The sequence below is a fragment of the Candidatus Krumholzibacteriia bacterium genome (genome assembly GCA_035268685.1).
Taxonomy (GTDB): Bacteria; Krumholzibacteriota; Krumholzibacteriia; order JAJRXK01; family JAJRXK01; genus JAJRXK01.
Genome location: DATFKK010000191.1, coordinates 1 through 20,895, shown reverse-complemented (window position 1 = coordinate 20,895; position 20,895 = coordinate 1). Strand labels below are relative to the sequence as shown.

The 20,895-nt window shown below is 68.5% G+C and carries 19 protein-coding genes; 10 read left to right on the top strand and 9 right to left on the bottom strand.

The window, feature by feature from the left end; translation table 11 throughout:
• The first annotated feature begins 1 nt into the window (after position 1).
• On the top strand, positions 2-1,849 hold the full coding sequence (locus tag VKA86_18535; GenBank protein ID HKK73203.1) for a hypothetical protein: 1,848 nt from the start codon (positions 2-4) through the stop codon (positions 1,847-1,849).
• 68 nt (positions 1,850-1,917) lie between these two features.
• Here VKA86_18535 and VKA86_18530 read toward each other — a convergent pair whose 3' ends face one another.
• Complete coding sequence (locus tag VKA86_18530; protein ID HKK73202.1) at positions 1,918-2,457, bottom strand: fasciclin domain-containing protein; 540 nt, start codon at positions 2,455-2,457, stop codon at positions 1,918-1,920.
• A gap of 363 nt (positions 2,458-2,820) precedes the next feature.
• On the opposite strand from VKA86_18530, the gene VKA86_18525 reads away from it, so the two are divergent.
• Complete coding sequence (locus tag VKA86_18525) at positions 2,821-4,785, top strand: heavy metal translocating P-type ATPase (protein HKK73201.1); 1,965 nt, start codon at positions 2,821-2,823, stop codon at positions 4,783-4,785.
• Here VKA86_18525 and VKA86_18520 read toward each other — a convergent pair.
• Both VKA86_18520 and acs read right to left on the bottom strand, forming a co-directional pair.
• A complete protein-coding gene (locus VKA86_18520; protein HKK73200.1) occupies positions 4,763-5,902 on the bottom strand; it encodes a 6-bladed beta-propeller in 1,140 nt (379 codons plus the stop codon). The two genes, VKA86_18525 and VKA86_18520, sit on opposite strands and share 23 nt — an antisense overlap.
• A gap of 119 nt (positions 5,903-6,021) precedes the next feature.
• Positions 6,022-7,971 (bottom strand): acetate--CoA ligase, encoded by a 1,950-nt coding sequence (acs, locus tag VKA86_18515; GenBank protein HKK73199.1) that lies wholly within the window; start codon positions 7,969-7,971, stop codon positions 6,022-6,024.
• 227 nt (positions 7,972-8,198) lie between these two features.
• Here acs and VKA86_18510 point away from each other — a divergent pair, with 227 nt between their 5' ends.
• Positions 8,199-8,765, top strand: coding sequence for a cytochrome c3 family protein (locus VKA86_18510; protein HKK73198.1), 567 nt, complete (start codon positions 8,199-8,201; stop codon positions 8,763-8,765).
• Between the two features lie 111 nt (positions 8,766-8,876).
• Here VKA86_18510 and VKA86_18505 read toward each other — a convergent pair whose 3' ends face one another.
• Positions 8,877-9,485 (bottom strand): hypothetical protein, encoded by a 609-nt coding sequence (locus VKA86_18505; protein HKK73197.1) that lies wholly within the window; start codon positions 9,483-9,485, stop codon positions 8,877-8,879.
• A complete protein-coding gene (locus tag VKA86_18500; protein HKK73196.1) occupies positions 9,485-9,916 on the bottom strand; it encodes a PPC domain-containing DNA-binding protein in 432 nt (143 codons plus the stop codon). Before VKA86_18500 ends, VKA86_18505 begins: the two co-directional genes overlap by 1 nt.
• A gap of 166 nt (positions 9,917-10,082) precedes the next feature.
• Between VKA86_18500 and VKA86_18495 the strand changes: the two genes are divergently transcribed.
• Entirely contained in the window at positions 10,083-11,099 is a 1,017-nt protein-coding gene (locus VKA86_18495) for an NAD-dependent epimerase/dehydratase family protein (GenBank protein HKK73195.1), read from the top strand.
• Positions 11,096-11,716 (top strand): NUDIX domain-containing protein, encoded by a 621-nt coding sequence (locus tag VKA86_18490; protein ID HKK73194.1) that lies wholly within the window; start codon positions 11,096-11,098, stop codon positions 11,714-11,716. The genes VKA86_18495 and VKA86_18490 overlap by 4 nt, the downstream gene beginning before the upstream one ends.
• A 369-nt stretch (positions 11,717-12,085) precedes the next feature.
• Here the strand turns inward: VKA86_18490 and VKA86_18485 are convergent, their stop codons facing one another.
• The 3 genes from VKA86_18485 to VKA86_18475 form a co-directional block, all read right to left on the bottom strand.
• Positions 12,086-13,645, bottom strand: coding sequence for an Ig-like domain-containing protein (locus VKA86_18485; GenBank protein HKK73193.1), 1,560 nt, complete (start codon positions 13,643-13,645; stop codon positions 12,086-12,088).
• A 255-nt stretch (positions 13,646-13,900) separates the two neighbouring features.
• Positions 13,901-16,039 carry a serine/threonine-protein kinase gene (locus tag VKA86_18480; GenBank protein HKK73192.1) on the bottom strand — a complete coding sequence of 713 codons (2,139 nt, stop codon included), beginning with the start codon at positions 16,037-16,039 and terminating at the stop codon, positions 13,901-13,903.
• Positions 16,040-16,059: 20 nt separating this feature from the next.
• Complete coding sequence (locus VKA86_18475) at positions 16,060-16,629, bottom strand: ECF-type sigma factor (GenBank protein HKK73191.1); 570 nt, start codon at positions 16,627-16,629, stop codon at positions 16,060-16,062.
• Positions 16,630-16,905: 276 nt separating this feature from the next.
• Here VKA86_18475 and VKA86_18470 point away from each other — a divergent pair, with 276 nt between their 5' ends.
• From VKA86_18470 to VKA86_18455, 4 genes are all read left to right on the top strand, one after another.
• Entirely contained in the window at positions 16,906-17,505 is a 600-nt protein-coding gene (locus VKA86_18470) for a hypothetical protein (protein HKK73190.1), read from the top strand.
• A gap of 241 nt (positions 17,506-17,746) precedes the next feature.
• Positions 17,747-17,998: a helix-turn-helix domain-containing protein gene (locus VKA86_18465; protein HKK73189.1), complete on the top strand. Its 252-nt coding sequence runs from the start codon at positions 17,747-17,749 to the stop codon at positions 17,996-17,998.
• The gene (locus tag VKA86_18460) at positions 17,998-19,317 is read left to right on the top strand and encodes a type II toxin-antitoxin system HipA family toxin (GenBank protein HKK73188.1); all 1,320 of its coding nucleotides are present in this window, start codon (positions 17,998-18,000) and stop codon (positions 19,315-19,317) included. Before VKA86_18465 ends, VKA86_18460 begins: the two co-directional genes overlap by 1 nt.
• 127 nt (positions 19,318-19,444) lie before the next feature.
• Positions 19,445-20,068 (top strand): hypothetical protein, encoded by a 624-nt coding sequence (locus VKA86_18455; GenBank protein HKK73187.1) that lies wholly within the window; start codon positions 19,445-19,447, stop codon positions 20,066-20,068.
• Between the two features lie 105 nt (positions 20,069-20,173).
• On the opposite strand, the gene VKA86_18450 is transcribed toward VKA86_18455, so the two are convergent.
• Positions 20,174-20,383 (bottom strand): hypothetical protein, encoded by a 210-nt coding sequence (locus tag VKA86_18450; GenBank protein HKK73186.1) that lies wholly within the window; start codon positions 20,381-20,383, stop codon positions 20,174-20,176.
• Between the two features lie 326 nt (positions 20,384-20,709).
• Between VKA86_18450 and VKA86_18445 the strand changes: the two genes are divergently transcribed.
• Positions 20,710-20,895 (top strand): hypothetical protein (locus tag VKA86_18445; protein ID HKK73185.1); only part of this gene is annotated, 186 nt, incomplete at its 3' end.

The window sequence follows — 20,895 nt, the reverse complement described above, 5'->3', positions numbered from 1 at the left end:
CATGGACGCACACGCGGAGGCGGTCGCCCGCCTGGACCGACGACTCGCGCGGATCGAGAGCCACCGCGCCCGGCTGGCCCGGCGCAGTGCGCGTCTCGGCCACGCGCGCATGGCGGTGTTCCTGACCACGGTGGCGGTGGTCGTCGTGGCCGGCTTCCGCGCCGGCGACGCCGTGGCCTGGAGCCTGGGTGCGGTGGGTTTCGTGGGATTCCAGGGCCTGGTGTTCGTCCACGCGCGCCTGGAGCGGGCCCGCACCCGGTGGGCCGAATGGGCGGCCCTGCAACGCCGCCAGCGAGCGCGGCTCGACCACGAATGGGATGCGCTGGCGTGGGAGCACCACGACGAGGTCGACGGGGCCCATCCCTTCGCCCACGATCTCGACCTGGTCGGCGAGCGTTCGTTCCTGCACCTGGTCGACACGACGGTGTCGACCGGAGGCCATCGCCGGCTCGGCGAATGGTTGCTCGCCCACCAGCCCGACGTGGCGACGGTCGAACGACGGCAGCAACGCGTGGCCGCGCTCGTGCCGCGGCGGCACCTGCGGGACTCGTTCGCGCTCGTGGCGCGGCTCGGGCTCGCCGCGCGCGCGCGATCGTGGGACACCGACCGGCTCGTGGCGTGGATCGGCGATCGGCGTCCGACCCGGTCGTTGCGCTGGCGCGTCGGGCTGCTGGGTCTGCTCGCGGCCGGCAACGTGGCGCTGATCCTGGGTGCCGTGTTCGCCGGCTGGCCGCCGTGGTGGGGGTTGAGCGTGCCGCTGTACTTCATGGGCTACGTGTTCAGTCTGCGCGAACTCGCCCCGCTGTTCGACGACGCGCTGAAGCTGCAGGAGATCGTCACGCCCCTGCGGCACGTGCTGGGCTGGCTCGAGGACCGCGCCGTGCCCGCCGCGGTCGAGCCCGTGGTGGCTCCGTTGCGCCGCACCGAGGCGCACCGCCCCGCCGCGATGCTGCGCCGGACGCAGCACGTGGTGTGGGGCGCGGCCCTGCGCACCAATCAGCTGCTCTGGTTGTTGGTGAACGTCGTCGTTCCCTGGGATCTGTGGTTCGCGCTGCGGCTGGAGGCGGTGCGCGACGAACTCCGCGAGCACCTGCCGCACTGGCTCGACGCCCTGCACGATCTCGAGGCCCTGTGCGCGCTGGCGAACTTCGCCGACCTGAACCCCCGCCACTGCTTCCCGACCTTCGACGACGAGGAGTCGGTGTTCGAGGCATCGGCCCTGGGGCACCCGCTGCTGCACCCGCAGCAGGTGGTGCGCAACGACCTCACCGTGGATCGCTTCGGGCGGGTGCTGTTGCTGACCGGCTCGAACATGTCGGGCAAGAGCACCTTCCTGCGGACGGTCGGCCTGAACGTGGTGCTGGCGAACGCGGGGGGCGCGGTGCTCGCCGATTCACTGCGACTACGATCGCTGCGACCGTTCACCTGCATCCAGGTGAGCGATTCGGTGAACGACGGGATCTCGTACTTCTACGCCGAGGTCCGGCGCCTGGCCGCCCTGCTGCGCGGCCTCGAGGATCGGGACGCACATCCGCAGTTGAGCCTGATCGACGAGATCTACCGTGGCACGAACAACCGCGAGCGCTGGTCGGGGAGCCGCGCGTTCATCGAACACGTGGCCGGGTCGCGGGGCGTCGTCCTGTTGTCGACCCACGATCTCGAGCTGGCCGCCCTGGCCGACACCATCGACGACGTGCGCAATCTCCACTTCCGCGAGGAAGTGCACGAGCAGCACATGGAGTTCGACTTCCTGCTGCGCGAGGGCCCGTGCCCGACCACCAACGCGCTGAAGCTGATGGAGCGGGAGGGGCTGCCGGTTCCGCCGGAGGTCGATCGACCCGGCCCGTGAGCCAACGAAAACGCCCCGCCTCACGAGGAGACGGGGCGCGTACCGGGCGTGGTGTCGTGGTGTTCGGTTCAGCGGCTGCTCTGCCCGGAACCCGGCAGGATGACCTTGTCGATCACGTGGATCACACCGTTGCTCGCCATGATGTCGCTCTTGACGACCTTGGCGCCGTCGACGGTCAGCGTCTCACCGTCGAACTCCAGGCTGACCTTCTGGCCGTTCAGGGTCTCGCCCTCGTCGAGGGTGACGGCGACCTCGGCCGGCACCTTCGCGGGAACGACGTGATAGGTGAGGATCGAGACGAGCTGGTCCTTGTTCTCGGGCTTCAGCAGGGTCTCGAGCGTGCCCTCGGGTAGCGCGGCGAAGGCGGCGTCGGTCGGGGCGAACACGGTGAAGGGACCCTCGCCCGACAGGGCCTCGACGAGTCCGGCGGCCTTGACGGCGGCGACGAGCGTCTCGAAGCCGTCGGCGGCGATGGCGGTCTCGACGATGTTCTTCTGCTTCTCCTTGCCGTAGCCCTTGTGGTCGTGGGCGAGCGCCGGACCGGCGGCGATGGTGACGACGAAGGCAATGGCGAGGGCGGCGCAGAGACCGCGCACGAAGTGATTCATGATTGCTCCGGGAGGGGGGGCGTGCGGGGCGACGGTTCCGCCGCCGACACACACCCGTTTCGACGCCGACCGGTGGTCGGATTCAGCGGGATGTTCCCGATTCCACCGATGGTCACCGCGGCTGCGCCGTTTCGGGAGCCCACGGAGCCCGTGGTGGGGCATTCCTGGGTGCTCCCGGATTCCGGGAATGCCTAGCCTGGCGGGGTTGGAGCGCGCAGGCCACGTCCGCGCGGGGCCACGCACCGCGCGCCTCCAGGAGGGAAAGCTCCCATGGCCCATGCCCACACCGAAGACGCTGCTGCGAACGAGAGCGACCAGGGCTCGTCGGAACACTCCGAGCACGGCGGACACGACCACTCCGCGATGATCGCCGACTTCCGGCGGCGCTTCTGGATCTCACTGGTCCTGTCGATCCCGATCCTGTTGCTGTCGCCGTTGATCCAGTCGTTCCTCGGGATCGAGGGTGCTCTGGACTTCACCGGCGATTCGTACGTGGTCTTCGCCGTGTCGACGGTGGTGTTCTTCTACGGCGGTTGGCCCTTCCTCACCGGACTGGTCGGTGAGCTGCGCGAACTGCAACCGGGAATGATGACCCTGATCGCCCTCGCGATCGCCGTGGCCTACGTCTATTCGTCGGCCGTGGTCTTCGGACTCGCGGGCAAGGTCTTCTTCTGGGAGCTGGCGACGCTGATCGTGGTCATGCTCCTGGGCCACTGGATCGAGATGCGATCGGTCCAGAGCGCGTCCGGTGCTCTGGAGGAGCTGATCGAACTCATGCCCTCGACGGCACTGCGGGTGAAGCCGGGCGGGGAGACCGAAGAGGTCGAGATCACCGAACTCGAGGCCGGCGACCACGTGCGGGTGAAGCCGGGCGGGAAGATCCCGATCGACGGCACCGTGGTCGAGGGCCGGACGCGCATCGACGAGTCGATGCTCACCGGCGAGAGCGAGCCGGTGGAGAAGGGTGAGGAGGACACGGTGATCGGGGGCTCGGTCAACGGCGAGTCGACGATCACCGTGGCGGTCGAGAAGACGGGCGAGGACACCTATCTCTCGCAGGTCGTCGACATGGTGCGCGAGGCGCAGCAGTCGCGATCGCGATCGCAGGACCTCGCCGACCGCGCGGCCATGTGGTTGACCTTCGTCGCGTTGGGGGCGGGCGCGATCACGCTGGCGGCATGGCTGACCATCGGGCGCGACTTCCAGTTCTCCCTGGCGCGCATGGTCACGGTCATGGTCATCACCTGCCCGCACGCGCTGGGGCTGGCCATTCCGCTGGTGGTGGCGGTGTCGACCACGCTGTCGGCCAGGCACGGACTCCTGGTGCGCAACCGCTCGGCCTTCGAGCGGGCGCGCGATCTCGACGCCGTGGTCTTCGACAAGACCGGCACCCTGACCCAGGGCCGTTTCGGCGTGCAGCAGGTGATTCCCTTCGGCGACGCCTCCGAGGAACGGGTGCTGACGTTGGCCGCGAGCCTGGAGTCGCACTCCGAGCATCCGATCGGCGAGGGCATCGTCGAGGCCGCGCAGGAGCGTGAACTCGAGCTCCACGAGGCGAGTGACTTCGAGGCGATTCCGGGCAAGGGGGCCCAGGCCGACGTCGACGGCGAAACCGTGAAGGTGGTCAGCCCCGGCTATCTCGAGGAGAACGGGATCGAGGTCGACGACGACGCCCTGCGCGACGCGCGGGAGCAGGGCCACACCGTGGTGCACGTGCTGTCGGCCGACGAGCCCGTGGGCGCGATCGCCCTGGCCGACCTGGTGCGGGAGGAGTCGCGGGCGGCGATCGATCGTCTGCGCGAACTGGGCCTCGAGGTCATGATGATCACCGGCGACAGCGAGGCAGTGGCGAAGTCCGTGGCGAAGGAGCTCGGGCTCGACGACGTCTTCGCCGAGGTCCTGCCCGACGAGAAGGCCGAGAAGATCGAGGAGGTCCGCGACCGTGGTCTGCGCGTGGCCATGGTCGGCGACGGCGTGAACGACGCCCCCGCGCTCGCCACCGCCGATCTGGGTGTGGCCATCGGCGCGGGGACCGACGTCGCGATCGAGTCGGCCGACGTGGTCCTGGTCCGTTCCGATCCCCGCGACGTGCCCAAGATCATGGATCTGGCGCAGGCCACCTACCGCAAGACGGTGCAGAACCTGTGGTGGGCGAGCGGCTACAACATCGTGGCGATCCCGCTCGCCGCCGGGGTGCTGGCCTGGGCGGGGATCATGCTCTCGCCGGCCGTCGGCGCGCTGCTCATGTCGATCTCCACGGTGATCGTGGCGATCAACGCGAAGCTGCTGGGACGGACGGAGGTGACTACGACGTCTGCCGAAGCCTGAACGCGTCCACCGTCACCGGCCGGAGCGGATCGTCGTCGCCGCCCTCGGTGGGCACGTGGATCGCCACGAGCAGGTCGTCGAACAGGAACACGCGAGCATCGGCGATCCAGGCCGGCGCGCCGATCCGGACCTCGCCCACGAAGGTGCCGCCCGCGTCGAAGCGGTCGAACACGATGCTCTCGACGGCGTCGTCCTCCTCGAAGTCCGGCAGGCTGCGGGGAGAGCGTCGAACCCACACCGAATCGTCGGGCCGGGCGAGGATGCCCTCGACGTAGGGAGCCTCGTCGGTCGGCACGAAGCGCATGCGCAGGCCCGTACCGGCCCGTTCCATGGCGGACTCGCTGGCCTCGATCATCTCCTGCTTCCGCGCGTCCGAGCGCAGGCGCGGTTCGTAGCCGGGACGCGTGAGCGTGACGACCTCTCCGCTCACCGGATCGCGGCGCCGCACGTCGTACTCGATGCGATCGCTCGCCCACACGACGGCTCCGGTCGGCGTGGCCGTCCACGCCTCGTTGAAGGGCGACGTTTCGCCCTCGCGGACCACCGACTTGACCATGTCGATCTCGGTGGCGTGCCGCGCGAGCGTCCGCAGGTCTCCGGTCGTGGGATCGAGGATCCCGAGCTGCGTCGCCTGCGTGACCGACTGCCCCTCGATCTCGACGAGCGACATCTCGAGGACCAGCGCATCGTCGTGACGATGCAGGCGGACGGGAATCCGCAATCCGGCTCCGAGCTCGAGCGGCGTGGATTCGAGGACCGATCCGTCCACGCCGAAGCGCTCGAGATGCGCCGGTGGCGTCTGCGCCACGGCGATCGTGCCGTCGGGCTCGAGGTGCAGGTCGAAGGGCATGGTCAGTTCTCCCGGGCCCTGACCTTCGCGCCCGATCTCGCGCAGAACGGTGCCGTCGGTGTCGACGACCAGGAGGTGGGACAACTGCTGGTCGAGCACCAGCAGCGATCCGTCGGGGTGCAGGGCCACGTCCACCGGACGTCCCAGCAGGATCTCGTCGTCGAGGCCGAGCGTGAACAGGGGATCGAGTTCGTAGGTGGTGTCGTTGGCCGTGGCGGGAGCGCAGGACAGCGCGACGACGGCGATCAGGACGAGGGTACGACCCATCGTGGACCGGCCTTTCCCGGGAGGCGTTTCGGAACCCGGGAACGAGGGTCACCGGGCGCACGCGGACGGGGCAACATCGAAATCGTGCTGCCCCGTCCGGAGCGGTCCGCGAGGCCGGATCAGTCCGCGAGCGTGCTCAGGTCTCCCGGATCCTCGCCCAGCGACTCGGCCCGCAGCAGGCGCCGCACGATCTTGCCCGACCGCGTCTTCGGCAACGAGTCGCGGATCTCGATCTCGCTCGGCGTGGCGATCGGTCCGAGGTCCTCGCGGACGTGGTCGCGCAGCGATCCCAGCAGACCGGCACCCGAGGAGGCATCGGCCTCGAGCACGACGAAGGCCTTGATCCGTTCGCCCTTCACCTCGTCGGGAAGGCCCACGACGGCGCTCTCGGCCACGGACGGATGGCGCAGCAGGGAGCCTTCGACGTCGGCCGTGCCGATGCGGTGGCCGGCGACGTTCATCACGTCGTCCATCCGGCCGAGCACCGCGAACCAGCCGTCCTCGTCGTGCACGGCGACGTCGCCGGCGGTGTACACCGGCTGTCCGTCCACGGTGATCTGGTTCCAGTACTCCCGGTAGCGATCGTCGTCGTTCCAGACCGTTCGCAGCATGTAGGGAAGCGGGCGCCGGATCACGAGGCGGCCGCCCTCGTTGGCGGGTGTGGGGTTGCCCTCGCGGTCGACCACGTCCGCGGCCACGCCGGGCATGGGCTTGCCGACCTTGCCCAGGCGGGCCTCGAAGCTCGGCAGGGTGCCGAGCACGGGGGCAGCGATCTCGGTCTGCCACCAGTTGTCGACGACCATGCCGTCGCTCTGGCCCACGAGGTGTTCCTGCGCCCAGCGATGCGCCTCGGGATTCAGCGGCTCGCCGGCGCACGCGACCAGCCGCAGGCGCGTGAGATCGTACTTGTCGACCGCCTCGGCCCCGTGGCTCATCCACATGCGCAGCGCGGTGGGCGCGGTGAACATGAGGTTCACGCCGAAGCGCTCGCACAACTCCCAGGTGACGTCGGGGTTCGGGTAGTCGGGCACGCCCTCGCGCACGAGCACCGTGGCCCCGACCGACAGCGGACCGTACACGATGAAGCTGTGGCCCACGATCCAGCCGATGTCGCTGGTGCTCCAGTAGATGTCGCGGTCCTCGATCTGGTAGTAGGCGCGGCTCAGGTAGTTCACGCCGGTGAGATAGCCGCCGGTGGCGTGCACGACGCCCTTCGGCTTCCCGGTGGTGCCGCTCGTGTAGAGGACGAACAGCGGGTGCTCGCTGTCGACGATCTCGGGCGGGCAGTGGATCGCGTGCGGTCCCTGGACGTCGTACCAGTCGTGTTCGCGCTCGCTCTCGAACTCCACCTCTTCGTCGCCGGGTTTGCTGCCGCGCCGGTGCACGATCACGTGCTCGACCTCGGTGAGGTCGCGGACGGCCTCGTCGACGGCGGGCTTCAGGGGAATCGCCTTGCCCCGCCGGAACGTCGCGTCGCTGCACACCACGACCTTGGCGCCGGCGTCCTGGATTCGCGCCTTGAGCGCCTGCGTGCCCATGCCCGCGTAGACCACCGAGTGGATCGCGCCGATGCGTGCGCACGCCAACATGGTGATGATCCCTTCCGGGACCAGGGGCATGTACAGGATCACGCGGTCGCCGCGTCCCACCCCGAGGCCGCGCAGGGCGTTCGCGAAGCGATTCACCTCGCGGTACAGGCGATTGTAGGTATAGGTGCGCTCGTCGCCGTCCTCGCTCACCCAGATCAGCGCCGCCTTGTTGCGCCGGTCGGAGTACACGTGGCGGTCGATGCAGCTCACGGTGGCGTTCAGACGTCCACCCACGAACCACTGGTGGTGCGGAGGGTCGAAGCGCAGCACTTCGTTCCACTTGGTCTCCCAGTGGAGCGCGTCGGCCTTCTCCGCCCAGAAGGTGTCGGGGTCGGATTCGGCGCGGCGCACCTCGCTGGCGTGGTCGACCACGCTGCGGGCCTTCAGCCAGTCGGGCGGCGCGATGGGTGCTTCTCCCTTCAGCAAGCTGTCGATGGTGGACTTCTGGGAACCGGTGAGTTCGATGTCGGAGTCCGACACGGTGGGTCACCTCCGTGCGATCGGGCAGGGATGGGTCGGGAGCGAGAACGGGGGTTCGCCAGGATAACGTGCGGAACTCCACTATCGGGGACGGGATCACACTTTCACAGACATCGTTCCGGGAGCTCGCGCGTGGATGTGATAGCTTCGAAACGAGTCCGAGATACGTACGCCCGGTCCCCGGGAGCGTGGATCGACACTTCCTCCTGCTCATGGGGTGATCCATCGTGAAGCAATGCGCCCGAAACCTCTTCGTTCTCTTCGTGGCGATGTCGTTCGTCGGCATCGGCGCCGAGTCGGCCTTCGGTTGGGGGGCGGTCGACGAATGTCTTACTTGTCACAGCGGATTCCGCGACGGTTCCCCGTCGCTGCATTCGCTGCACATCGACAACATCAACAGTTGTCAGGACTGCCACGCGGCCAGTGTTTCCGATCCGCTCCGCACGAACGAGAGCGCGAACTACGCCGAGTACTCGTGCAATGGCTGTCACGAGGTCGCGGGTCTGGCCACCGTGCACGGTGACAGCTTCTGCGGACCGTGCCACACCGGTGTCATCGGCACGAGCGAGGGCGAGAACGTCCTGCCGTTCTTCTACACCGAGGGTCGCAGCAGCGTGGTGAACACCTGCCGTCTCGATCCGACCAACGGCGGTGAGGACTGGGACGGCGACGGCCAGGGTCTGGACAACGACGGCGACGGCGCCTACGACGCGGCCGACAGCGATTGCGACGGCATCGTCGACACCGACGAGTCGACCTGGAGCCTCATGAAGGCGCTGTTCGGCGCGGAGTAGATCGCATCGCAACCGCGAGATCCGGTGAGCGGCGGGGCGGAGGTCCCGCCGCTTCGTCGTCCTGGCCGACACAGCCACCTGGGGCGCCATGAAGGCGCTGTTCGGCGACGACTAGCCGGCTTCGCGCCGGGTGGGCATCTCCACGATCCCGTCGCGTGTGAACACCGGAATCGGCCGCCGCTTCTGTCCGAAGCTGCGGCGCAGCGACTCGGAGTGTCCGAAGTGGAACTCCCACTCGTGCTCGCTCCACGCGAAGGCCTGGTCCCACATGCGCAGGCACTGGTCGATGTAGTCGGCGCGGATGGCGTACTTCGCGGCGACCAGTGGACAGATCCCCTCGAAATCGTAGTTCCAGACCAGGCCGGCGAGCTGTCCGTCGTGGTCGAGGTAGGGTTCGAAGGGGAAGGTGCGGCAGGCCAGCGAGCGGTTGTCGCGCTCGCAGTGGGCCACGCCCTTGCACTCGCACAGGCGGTCGCAGGCGCGCATGTCCTCGCGCAGGGTCTTCTGCTGTTCGGTGCGCGCGCGGAAGGGCCGCCACAGGTCGCTGCGTTCGCGCAGCAGGGAGTACTCGCTCCGGAACAGCACCGGCACCACGCGGTCGCGGTCGCAGCAGATCGGCACGTCGTCGTTGTCGGGTGCGCAAAGGGTGCCGCAGTCGAAGTCGGTGACCGGGGCGTGCAGGGTGGCGAGCAGTTCTTCGATCTGGTCGGGCGTGAACATCAGGCCTCGTGGGGGAGTTCCCAGGTCTTCAGGCCGACCGCGTCCTCGTAGCCGCGCTCGAGGCGGGCGGCGCCGGTGAAGGCCACGACCTCGAGGGTGACGTGGACCTTCGCCGCGAACAGGTGTCCCCCGCGCACGTGGTTCTGCAGGTCGCTGAGCATGGCGTGGGCGTGCAGGACGGGCTCGCCGTCGGCCCAGCCGAAGTTGCCGTTGATCGACAGCACCTCCCAGCCTCCCTGGAGTTCCTCGCGCAGGTACTCGCGGCGCTCGAGGTCGTAGGCGCCGATCGTCACCTGCTCGATCGCACCGATGGCCTGGATCCACGCGTGGCCGACCTCGCGCTCGACGAGGGCGCGCGTGATCGACGCCGGGACGTCTTCTCCGCGGGAGAGGGAGATCAGCAGGCGGTCGTCGGTCTCCTGGATCCTCATGGTGGCTCCACGGCTGCGGGTCGGCGGCACCCTACCACGGCTCGGCCGCGGCGACGAGGGCACCGGTGGCCACATGGTCGCCCGACCGCTAGACTCCCCGGACCGTGGCGCCTCCGGGCCGCCGCGCCCTCGTTCCGTCTCGCCCCCGAACCCTGGATCCAGCACCATGACCGACCTCCGCGACGCCTACGCCGGCAAGCGTGCCCTCGTCACCGGTGGGCTCGGCTGCCTCGGCAGCAGCCTGGCCATCGAGCTCGTCGAACTCGGCTGCGACGTCACCGTGGTCGACAACCACTTCCACATGTTCGGCGCCAACGACCACAATCTGGCGCCGGTGCGCGACCGCGTGCGCGTGAACGTCTGCGACATCCGCGATGCCGACGCCATGGATCACCTGGTGAAGGGACAGGACCTCCTGTTCCACATCGGCATGCAGACCAGCCACGTCGATTCGATGACCGATCCCTTCTGGGACATCGACGTCAACTGCCGCGGCAACATGGTGGTGTACGAGGCCGTGCGCCGGCACAATCCCGAGTGCTACGTGATCTACGCCGGCACGCGCGGCCAGTACGGGGTGCTCGAGCACGTGCCGGTCGACGAGTCGCACCGCATGCAGCCCACCGACATCTACGGCGTGAACAAGGTCGCGGCCGAGGGATACGGCTTCGTCTACAACCGCGCCTACCAGATGCCCTTCTGCAGCCTGCGCGTGAACAACTGCTACGGCCCGCGTCACCAGATGCGCCACGCCAAGTACGGCATCCTGAACTGGTTCATCCGCCTGGCCATGGACGGCCAGACCATCAAGCTCTACGGCGACGGCAGCCAGAAGCGCGACTACAACTACGTGGACGACGCCGTGCGGGCCTTCCTGCTGGCCGGCGCGAACCCCGACACCTGCAACGGCGAAGCCTTCAACCTGGGCAGCGGCAAACCGCGCACGCTGCGCGAGGCCACGGAGATGGTGATCGAGTACGCGCAGAGCGGATCGCTCGAGCTCGCGCCCTGGCCCGACGACCGCAAGGCGATCGAGACGGGCGACTACGTGGCCGACTACTCGAAGTTCACGCGGGCCACGGGATGGCAGCCCGAGGTCGAGATGGAGGACGGCCTGGCGAGAACGGTCGAGTTCTACCGCCAGAACCGCGAGCACTACTGGACGCCGGGAGAGATCGGATGAAGTTCGTCCTCGTGATCGATCGCAAGCTGCTGTTCCCGGGGCTGTCGCCGCAGGGCTTCCTGCCGCTCGACACCATCGACCTCGACGTGGTCGACCGCCACGGCTTCTTCGCCGAGCGCGACTACATGGAACGCTGCTCGCACTTCAAGCAGTTGATCCCCTACGTCGCGCTCACCCTCGGCGACCGCGTGCTCGCCTACCAGCGGCAGGCGAAGCACAGCGAGACGCGGCTGGGCGGTCTGTGGACGGTCGGCTTCGGGGGACACATCGAGCCCATGGACCGCTCCGACGCGCCCGGTGGGTTGCTGCACGCCGCCGGCCTGCGCGAACTCGAGGAAGAGACCGGTTTCACCGTCGCGCCCGACGCCCTCGTCGAGCGCGGATGCATCAACAGCGAGGCCGAGGACGTGAGCAGCGTCCACGTGGGCGTGTTCTTCACCGTGTCACTCGACGCCACCGGACTCGACGCCGGGGAGATCGCCGAGAAGGTGACCGCCCAGGCCGAGCCCTACCGGGTGCAGTGGTTGGACCGCCGCGAGCTCGATCCGCTGCACGCCCCGCAGGACGGCGCGTGGGAGGACTGGACGCGGATCGTGCTGCCCGTGCTGGCCGGCTGATCTGCTGGATCCACGCGTGTCGATCGCTGCCGTGCGGTGTCGCCGCGTGTTGTCGGGCGGTGAATTCGTTCTTCGAAAAGCCGGATTTCGGGTTGTCAGCCGCCAACGGATGACAACGGCGAATGTCAGCCCCCAGAGGCTGACGTTTCCCTTTGTCAGCCCCAGCCGACTGACAACCCTGAACCCAGCCTTTTCGAATGTCTTCGCACGCCGCCGGCTCGACAGGCAACGCCGGCAGCCATGGAAAGCTCGTGGGTCGACCGTGCCAGAGACCGTGGCGGACGCGCCGCCCGTGAGCCCGGACGGGGATCAGGTGAATCGATCCCCACCACCCGCTCCATCCGGCCGTGACGCTCGCACGTCACGACGTCACTTCGACCGGCGGCCCCGGTTTTCCAGGTACCACCAGCTGCCCACGTAGTTGGAGTCGTCTTCCATCCGCGTGACGTAGTTGCCGTTCTCGAGCCGCGCGCTCAGGGACCGATCGCTGCCCTGGAACTGCGTGCGCAAGCGGTAGGCCACCGGGCTCTCGCCGTTCTGCGGCGGGGTCGGCAGCGAGGTCCGGCCGCTCACGAACTCGAAGCTCCAGTACTGGCCCGTGAAGTCCCCGGTGGGCTGCATGTCCGCCAACCGGGATCCGTCCCACCCCTCGAGCGAGTGGCCGTCGCCCAGGAAATTGTTGCGCAGCCGCCAGCTCCCGAACGCGGGGAAGCCGTACCAGTAGGTGCTCGAGAAGTCCGACGAGGTCGGGTAGAGCACGGCGACGTAGGTGTCGGTGAAGACTCCCAGCGCGAAGCTGTCGCCACGCAGTTCGTTCTTGACGTGGTACCAGTAGTCGGTGTCGAGGAAGGTGGTCGTGAAGACGAACGAGGCCGGCGCGAGCGGGTTGCCGGCGAGGTCCTGGATTCCGTCGGTCAGTCGCACGGTGTAGACCGTTTCGAATTCTTGCAGACGGCCGCGCTGGGGTCGCCACAGGACGGTGTCGTCGGACTGGAACTCGAAGTTGCCCGGCAACACGGCTTCGAAGGTCCCGTCGACCCAGGTGTCGGCCTGGACCACGAAGGTCGAGTTGTTCACCGACGACTGGCGGACCGGCTCGCTGAAGCGGACGAGCACGCGGTCGTCGATGTCGAAACCGATCGACGTGTCCACGGGCTGGTTCGACACCACGGTCGGACCGGTGGCGTCGGCGGTGGTGAACGTCCACGTGCGCGCCGTCGCGAGGGCGTTGCCGGCGAGGTCGCGCACACCGGTGCCGACCTGGACGGTGTAGGTCGTCTCGCCGGCCAGGTCCGACGACGGATCGAGAGTCACCGTCGATCCCGACGTGCTGCGCGACGCGCCCACCGCTTGGCTCCCGCGCAGCAGGCGCACGCTGGTCGAGGTCACGCTGGCCGGATCGATGGCCTCGGAGAACTGAATGACGACGTTCGTCCCTGCGGCCACGCCCGTCGCCCCGGAGGCGGGCGTGAAGCTGGTGACGGTGGGCGCGGTGGCGTCGGCCTCCTCCGGGACGACGAAGGTCCAGGTCTGCAACTCGGCGATGGGGTTGCCGGCGAGATCGGTGATGTCGGTGGTCACGCGCACGTTGTGCGAGCGGGCACGAACGAGGGCGACGGCGGGCACGTAGGTGACCTCGGCCCCGTCGACGGTCACCGTTCCGCTCAGTGGAACGGCGCCCTGGCGCAGGACGAAGGTCGTCTCGTCGACCGTCTCGGGATCGAGCGCTTCGTTGAAGGTCGCGCGGACGATCGCGTCGGGCTCGACGTCGGTGGCCCCGTCGGCGGGGCTGAAGGACACCAGCGTGGGCGCCGTCGTGTCGTCGCCCCCGCCTCCTTCGCCGGGAGAGGTCGGGTCGTCGTCGTCGGAGCAGGAGGAGAGGGCGACCAGCCCGGGAACGATCAAAGCGAGCAGCAATAGGTTTCGCATGCCGTGGAACTCCGGAATCGAGCAGGAACGGGGGAACGGTCGTCGGCGACGCCGACACCTACTCGGCCGTGAAACGGCGGTGCCGTCCTTCACCGGATCTGGGTGCGGCTGGCCGAAGCCCTCAGGACTGCTACGCTCTGCGGCCACGATCGTGATCGCGGGCCGAGACGGGCCCGACGGGAGCATCCATGCTGAAGAACCGCGTCGACACCGTGGAAGAAACCCTGCACCGAGACGACGTTCGGTCGACGCGTTTCAGTCCCGCGTCCGGCCCGAACGCACGTTCTCGAGTGCCGTTCGGGTCCCACGGACCACCGAGCTGGCCTCGCCGTACACAGCGATCTGGCCGGCGAGCGCTTCCTCGAGCAGAGCGATCGCTCGTTCGGTGCGGCCCTGGCGCGCGTCGAGCCGCCCCATCGCGGCCATGATCATGAGCGTGTTGTGGTGGTCCTCGCCGCGGACGACGCGCAGACGCTCGAGTGCTTCGCGCATCAGCGGCTCTGCCAGGTCGTCGCGCCCGTTCTCGACATGGGCGTTGGCGAGGCCGTACTGCGCGTAGAGGGTGTCCTTGTCGTCGTCGCCGAGCACGCGGCGCCGCACCTCCCACACCTCTCCGTACAACGCGATCGCGTCGTCGACACGGCTCGCACCGAGGTACAGATTCGCGAGCGAGTGGCGGGCGCGCAGGACGCTTCGATCCGTCGCTCCGCGCAGGCGCGCCTGGTCCGTGACGTTGCGTTCGGCCAGGGGGATCGCGTGGCCGAAGCGGTCGGCGGCGATGTAGGCGCCCACCAGGCTGGCCCGCGCGTAGATCGTCTCGAGTGCGTCGTCGCCGAGGTGTTGCTCGCGCAGGGCGACGGCTTGCTCCAGGAAGTCGACCGCACGCGGCGCCTCGTCGATCCGGCGGTAGACCTGACCGAGGGTGACCAGGAGATTCGCCCGCACGAGCGGCTCGTCCTGCAGGTCCTCGTCGATCTTCTCCGCGCCGAGGTCGAGCAGTTCCCGCGATGACAGGACGCGCCCGCGCGACTCGCCGGGGTCGGAGTACTCGAAGAGACCGCCCAGGAAGCTCGCCGTGCGTTCGGCGGTGCGGGCCTCGCGCTCGGCCTCGTCGCGCGCGACGGCGATGCGCTGCGCCTGTACCGTCATGACGGCGGCGAAGGCGACGAGCACTCCGATGAACGCGCCCGTCACTGTGACGGCCACGCGGTAGCGCCGCAGGGTCTTGCGCAGCCGGTAGCCCACGCTCGGCGGGCCGGCGAGGACGACGTCGCCGTCGAGGAAGCGTCGTAGATCCATGGCCAGCCCGTTCGCGGTCTCGTAGCGAAGGGTACGTTCCTTCTCCAGGGCCTTGAGCAGGATCCAGTCGAGTTCGCCGCGCAGTCGGCGCGTGAGCGCGCGCTCGTCGGTCTTCCTCGAGGACGTGATCGAATCGAGGTCGCCGCCCGCGGTGCTCACGCGGGTGCTCGGCCGAGGCGGGGTCTCCTCGCGGAGGACGCGCAGCACCTCGGCCAGACCGGCTCGCATCAGGGACTCGCGCGGGAAGGGCAGGGTGCCCGTGAGGAGTTCGTAGGCGAGGACACCCAGCGAGTAGACGTCGGCCCGCGTGTCGACGTCGAGGTTGCCGGGGTCGGCCTGCTCGGGGCTGCAGTACTCCGGGGTACCGACGAACTGACCGTGCGTGGTGAAGACCAACGTCGACCCCAGGTCCGGCGACACCGCCTTGGCGATGCCGAAGTCGATGACCTTCACGAGCGGACGGTCGTCGACCGTCGTCACGAGCACGTTCCTGGGTTTGAGGTCGCGGTGGATGATCCCCTTCTGGTGGGCGTGCTGGACGGCGCGGCAGACGTCGATCATCAGCACCACGCGGGACTCGACGTCGAGGCGTTCGTGGTCCGCGTAGCGGACGATGTCGGGGCCGTCGACCAACTCCATGACGAAGTAGGGGCGGCCGTCCTCGGTACGACCCGCGTCGTAGACGCGCGCGATCGAGGGGTGGTCCATGCGCGCCAGGACCTGTCGCTCGGCCTCGAAGCGTGTGAGCACCGCCTTCGAGTCCAGTCCCGGCTTGAGCACCTTGACCGCGACCTTGCGACGGACCGGCTCCTCCTGCCAGGCAGAGTAGACCGTGGCGAATCCGCCCTCGCCGAGCGTCTCGATCACGCGGTAGGGACCGATCGTCTCCGGTGCCGCCGCCTCGCGCTCGATGATCGCGGTGGGGCGGATCACTTCGTCGGCGCCGGCGTCCTCGGCGAGCAGAGCCTCGAGTTCGGCGCGCAGCGCGGTGTCGGTGCCGCAGACGTCGTCGAGAAAGGCGGCGCGCTGCTCCCCGGGCACTTCGAGGGCCCGGTGGAAGAGTTCCTCGAGCCGTTCATGGCGTTCTCGGTCCACGATCGACCTCGGCAAGGAGTTCAGTCCCCGGCGTCGAGTTCCTTCTTCAGCCACGCGCGCACGAAACGCCATTTGCGTTCGACGGTGCTCTTGGACACCTCGAGGGCGCGCGCGGTCTCGTCGACGTCGAGTCCGGTGAAGAAGCGCAGCATGACGATCTGCACACCCTGCGCGTCGATCTCCTCGAGACGTTCGAGGGCGCGATCGAGAGCGACAATGTCGTCGGTGGGAGATTCGATCACGAGATGGGCCTCGTCGATGGTGACGCGCTGGCGTTCCCCGCCGCGTTTGGCCGCCCCCTTCCGGCGCGCGACCTCGACCAGCACGTCGCGCATCGCACGCGCGGCGACGAAGTAGAAGTGCCGGCGGCCCTCCCATTCCGTGGCGCCGCCATCGGCCAGGCGGAGCCAGACCTCGTTGACGAGTGCGGTCGGCTGCAGCGTCTGTCCGGCGGGAAGCCGTGCGAGACGGGCGTTCGCCAGGTCCCGGAGCTCGCGCACGACGGCCGGGAGAACGGCGTCGGCCGCCGCATGGTCTCCCTGCGCCGCGAGGTTGAGGAGTCGCGTGATGTCGGAGGGCAACGAGGACATGGGCAGGCGGGGGTCGGAGGGGCGACTGCGGGAGTGTAGCGCATCGACAAGGCGGAATCCTCGTTGGATCGGGTGTGTCCCTCCAGCCGTCGGGAGTCCGTGGATTCCGTCAGGAAAAAGGGGGACGGACGCCGGCTCCCGATCGCGGTCGTGGTGGTGGCCGATCGTTGCGCCGTGCCGTTTCTCGATGGAAGCGGGTGACGAGGGCTGATCACTCTGGGACATGGAGGGGCCCGGATCGGGGCAGCGGCGTGACGAATCACGACGGACGGCGCGGTGTCCGTCACCGGTGAGGCAGGCGTGCTGCTGGTCAGCACCGACGACGGGATCACCTGGAACGACGTGGGCCCCGGCGTGGGCCGGGGCCACCATCACCTCTGGAAGAGTTCCACCGAGGTCTTTCTCGTGGGCGAGGGTCTTGCCCACCGCTCCGTCGACGGAGGCGCGACGTGGACGCAGGTCTTCACGCCCCCGTTCGGCGGGCTCCAAGAGGTGTTCCTGCTCGATCCCGACACGGTGTTCGCCCTGTTCGGCAACGGGCACGGACGAAGCGACGACGGGGGCGGCTCCTGGACGATGAACTCGACCTTCCAGGGGCCGTTCTACCTCATCGGCAGCGCGTGTCTGACCGACGAGCACTGGTTGGGCATCTCCCACGGCGAGGGTGGCCGACTCTGGGAGACCCGGGATGCGGGACAGTCGTGGGCGCAGTTGCTGTATCGCGACTGCGTCGGTCTGACCGCGATCGAGCGGCAGAGGTGGACCCCGTTCCTCGGACAGCTCAGCCGCTGCACCAAGGAGGAATCCGGGTCTGGGTTCATAGCGCTCGAGCGAAAAGGTGGATCAATCCCCACCACTCGCCCCTTCCGTCCGTGACGACGCCGACGTCCTGGATCATGGCGACACCTTTCGTCTCGACGCCACATTGGGGGTAGAGCAGGGGGTGCGCCTCCGTCGACCCTGCAATGCGCTGCCCTCTCGAGCGGATACCTACCGCCGCGCGCCATGCCGTGGACTCCAGGCGATATACGCGATACCGTATGCTCCTCGTCTAACTGCCAAAGCGTATATTGACGCCGCATACGTCAAAGCGTATTGTCTGCTCGAGGAGATCGCCATGGACACCTCTCTTCGTGACGAAAAGCAGCTCGGCAGCGCCCTCCGGCGTCTGCGGCGTCGCGCAGGGCTCACCCAGCAGGAGCTCGGCCGCCGCGCCGGTCTGCGGCAAGCGACGATTTCCAGCCTCGAGGGCGGGGCAGGCGCCACGCGCCTGAGCACCGTGATCGCCGTGCTCGCGGCCCTCGATCTGGAACTCGTGTTGCGATCGCGGGTCCGCCATGCGGAGCGATCGCTCGAGGAACTCTTCTGATGCCGCGGTATCCGGCGGGGCCCTTGCACGTCTTGCTCAACGGGCGTTCGGTCGGCGAGCTCGGGAACTCCCGGACCCGTCGTCTCGAGTTCCGTTACGCACCCTCTTGGCTCACGTGGGAGCAGGCCTTCGCGATCTCCGCGTCGCTCCCACTCCGCGAAGAGCCCCACAGAGGCGACGCGGTCGATGCGGTCTTCGACAATCTCCTGCCCGACGACGAAAGCGTGCGGCAGCGCATCGCGACGCGCACCGGAACCCGCGACACCGACGTCCTGAACCTGTTGCGCGCGATCGGTCGGGACTGCGTCGGCGCCCTGCAATTCCTCCCGGCGGACGAGGACCCCGGCGATCCGGGAACGATCGACGCACGCCCGGTGGATGACGACGAGATCGCGTCGATTCTCGAGCACCTCGGGAGCGAGCCTCTCGGGATCGACGCGGATGCGGCCTTCCGCATCTCGCTCGCCGGCGCCCAGGAGAAGACCGCGCTGCTGTGGCACGAAGATCGGTGGAAGCTTCCGCGCGGCACGACGGCGACGACGCACATCCTGAAGCCCCCGATCGGCCGGCGATCCGACGGCATCGACCTGGGCGACAGTGTCGAGAACGAACACTTCTGCCTGCGTGTTCTCGCCGCCCTCGATCTACCCGTGGCAAAGACGCGCGTCGAGACCTTCGCGACGACCCGAGCGCTCGTCGTGGAGCGGTTCGACCGGCAGTGGGCGTCCGATGGTCGTCTGCTCCGGCGACCGCAGGAGGATCTCTGTCAGGCATGCGGCATCCCGCCAGCGCGAAAGTACGAGATCGACGGAGGGCCCGGCTTCGTCGAGATCTCGAGGGTACTTCGGGCGAGCGATCGTCCCGCCGACGACCAACGATTCTTCGTCGAAGCCGTGATTGCGAACTGGCTGCTCGGTGCGACGGACGTCCACGCCAAGAACTTCAGTCTCGCCCTGCATCCGCGCGGTGGCTTCCGTCTGGCGCCGCTGTACGACGTCGTGTCGCTGCAGCCGCTCTTCGATCGCGGTGAACTCCGCCGGAATCAGGTGCGCTTCGCACTCGCCATCGGCGATCGGCGTCACACGATTCTCGACAAGATCGCCGGTCGACACTTCGAACAGATGGAACGCATCGCCGGCCTGCCCGACGGTCTCGTCCGTGACGTCGCGCGCGGTCTGCTCCGGAAGAGCGGGCGCGCTCTCGAGGTGGCGAGAGAGGAAACGTCGACGGTCGTGCCGGAGGGGTCGATCCGAAGCATCGTCGGTGGCTACGAGAGCCGGCTGGAGGGTCTCGAGGCCTGGTTGGCGGATCCCGCGTGATCGCGGGTCAGGGCGCGGCGTTCGTTCGTGGATGGCAGCGGTTGCCCCCCCCCTCGGGAATTCTGGTACGCTCGCTCCGCGCCTTCCCTCCCTTCGCAGATCCGGCCACAGGTCGAGGAGCCCCCTGATGCTTCGTGTGTTCGTCGGCGCCGAATGCGTGTCGGCGAACCAGCCCTTCGAGGTCTATCTCGTCGCCCTGCGCGACGGGGGAACGCTCGAGGCCCTCGAGGTCGGTGTCGAAGGACTCGAGTCGTCCGGACTCGTCCTCTTGGAGGAAGAACTCCTGGCCCGCGATCTGACCGTTCGCACCGAGGACGAGGCCCGGATCTACTCCGCCGAGTTCTCCTCGTGCCGGGGACCCGACGTCTATCCACTCGTGCGTCTCGTCCTGCTCTCGACCGCGCTGACGGCGTGGAACTTCACGGCGACGCCGATCGAGCCCGGAGTGGTGGAGATCGAATGGCGCGACCCGGCCTCGGTCGAAGGTTTCGGCGACACCCCCTTGGACGGGCCGGCGTGGTTCGACCTGCTGTTCGAACGGGTGGATTCGTTCGGGGAGACGTCGATCACGATCGACGAGGCCGCGGTGTGCCTGACCGCCATCACCGACGAACTGGACTGGCCCTGTGGTTGGACCGCGGCGGGGGGGACGAGCGCGTCGATCCTCGAGTCCGTACGCGGCGAGGCGCAGAGCTTCGGTACGCTGAAGGCCCGGTTCCACGAGCGGTCGGCGGGTGTTCCGCGGCGGTAACGTTCGCGCACACCGGACTTGCCGCGACCGTACACCGGCCCCATCCCCTCGTCATGGATCGACGTGTGGACATCCAGGCCATGACGCCAGAAGAGCGCCTCGCCCTCATCGAGGAGTTGTGGGACAGCCTTCTCCGGCCACCGGCATGCCGTGCCGCTCACTCCCGCCCAGATCGAGGAACTCGACCGACGGCTCGACGAGATGGCCCATGACGAAGATGCCGACGTGCCGATCGACGAAGCCTTCCGGCGTTTTCCCTACTTCGTTCTCCATCGCGTGCGGCAGGAGCGGGTGGTCGTCGTCGCAGTCATGCACGCGCCGGAGTCCGAACTCCTGGCAAGGCCGCGACCGACCCCTCAGCCCGTGTTCACAACGCCGGAGAAGTGAGCCACCCCAACGCTCGGAAACTGAGCCACCCGGCTCGTTCGTGAACGGCGGGGGGTGAAGGTTGTTCCTCCGAGTCAGGATCGGGACTTGGATCGTGCCCTGGTCCTTGCGCTCGATGGCGTCGAGACGCACGGGGGCGCGGGTGACGTACCGGGCGACGTGCTCCTGCCGCTCGGTGTCGCCGGGTCGGATGGGCTCGCCGGCCCACACGCTGAAGCCGGAGTGTTCCCAGGACAGCAGCAGGAGATCGCCGCGTGCGTGTGGGCACGATCGCCGGCATCCAGACCTGCGGCAGTCTCGCCGCGAAATTCCATCGACACGTCCACGCGCTGGTGACCGAGAGCGCGTTCCACACACGTGGCGATGAGGCGGCGCTCTTCGAGCGGGTGGAGTGGTGGAACCGCAGCGCGGGCGCGGGTGCGGACACCTGTCCACGCGCA

What these genes read in the sequence shown, in the direction of transcription:
- VKA86_18475 (HKK73191.1), bottom strand. Translation starts at nt 16,629, where the DNA reads ATGTCCTCGTTGCCCTCCGACATCACGCGACTCCTCAACCTCGCGGCG.
- VKA86_18525 (HKK73201.1), top strand. Translation starts at nt 2,821, where the DNA reads ATGATCGCCGACTTCCGGCGGCGCTTCTGGATCTCACTGGTCCTGTCG.
- VKA86_18500 (HKK73196.1), bottom strand. Translation starts at nt 9,916, where the DNA reads ATGAGGATCCAGGAGACCGACGACCGCCTGCTGATCTCCCTCTCCCGC.
- VKA86_18535 (HKK73203.1), top strand. Translation starts at nt 2, where the DNA reads ATGGACGCACACGCGGAGGCGGTCGCCCGCCTGGACCGACGACTCGCG.
- VKA86_18485 (HKK73193.1), bottom strand. Translation starts at nt 13,645, where the DNA reads ATGCGAAACCTATTGCTGCTCGCTTTGATCGTTCCCGGGCTGGTCGCC.
- VKA86_18505 (HKK73197.1), bottom strand. Translation starts at nt 9,485, where the DNA reads ATGTTCACGCCCGACCAGATCGAAGAACTGCTCGCCACCCTGCACGCC.
- VKA86_18490 (HKK73194.1), top strand. Translation starts at nt 11,096, where the DNA reads ATGAAGTTCGTCCTCGTGATCGATCGCAAGCTGCTGTTCCCGGGGCTG.
- VKA86_18465 (HKK73189.1), top strand. Translation starts at nt 17,747, where the DNA reads ATGGACACCTCTCTTCGTGACGAAAAGCAGCTCGGCAGCGCCCTCCGG.
- VKA86_18530 (HKK73202.1), bottom strand. Translation starts at nt 2,457, where the DNA reads ATGAATCACTTCGTGCGCGGTCTCTGCGCCGCCCTCGCCATTGCCTTC.
- VKA86_18495 (HKK73195.1), top strand. Translation starts at nt 10,083, where the DNA reads ATGACCGACCTCCGCGACGCCTACGCCGGCAAGCGTGCCCTCGTCACC.
- VKA86_18460 (HKK73188.1), top strand. Translation starts at nt 17,998, where the DNA reads ATGCCGCGGTATCCGGCGGGGCCCTTGCACGTCTTGCTCAACGGGCGT.
- VKA86_18455 (HKK73187.1), top strand. Translation starts at nt 19,445, where the DNA reads ATGCTTCGTGTGTTCGTCGGCGCCGAATGCGTGTCGGCGAACCAGCCC.
- VKA86_18520 (HKK73200.1), bottom strand. Translation starts at nt 5,902, where the DNA reads ATGGGTCGTACCCTCGTCCTGATCGCCGTCGTCGCGCTGTCCTGCGCT.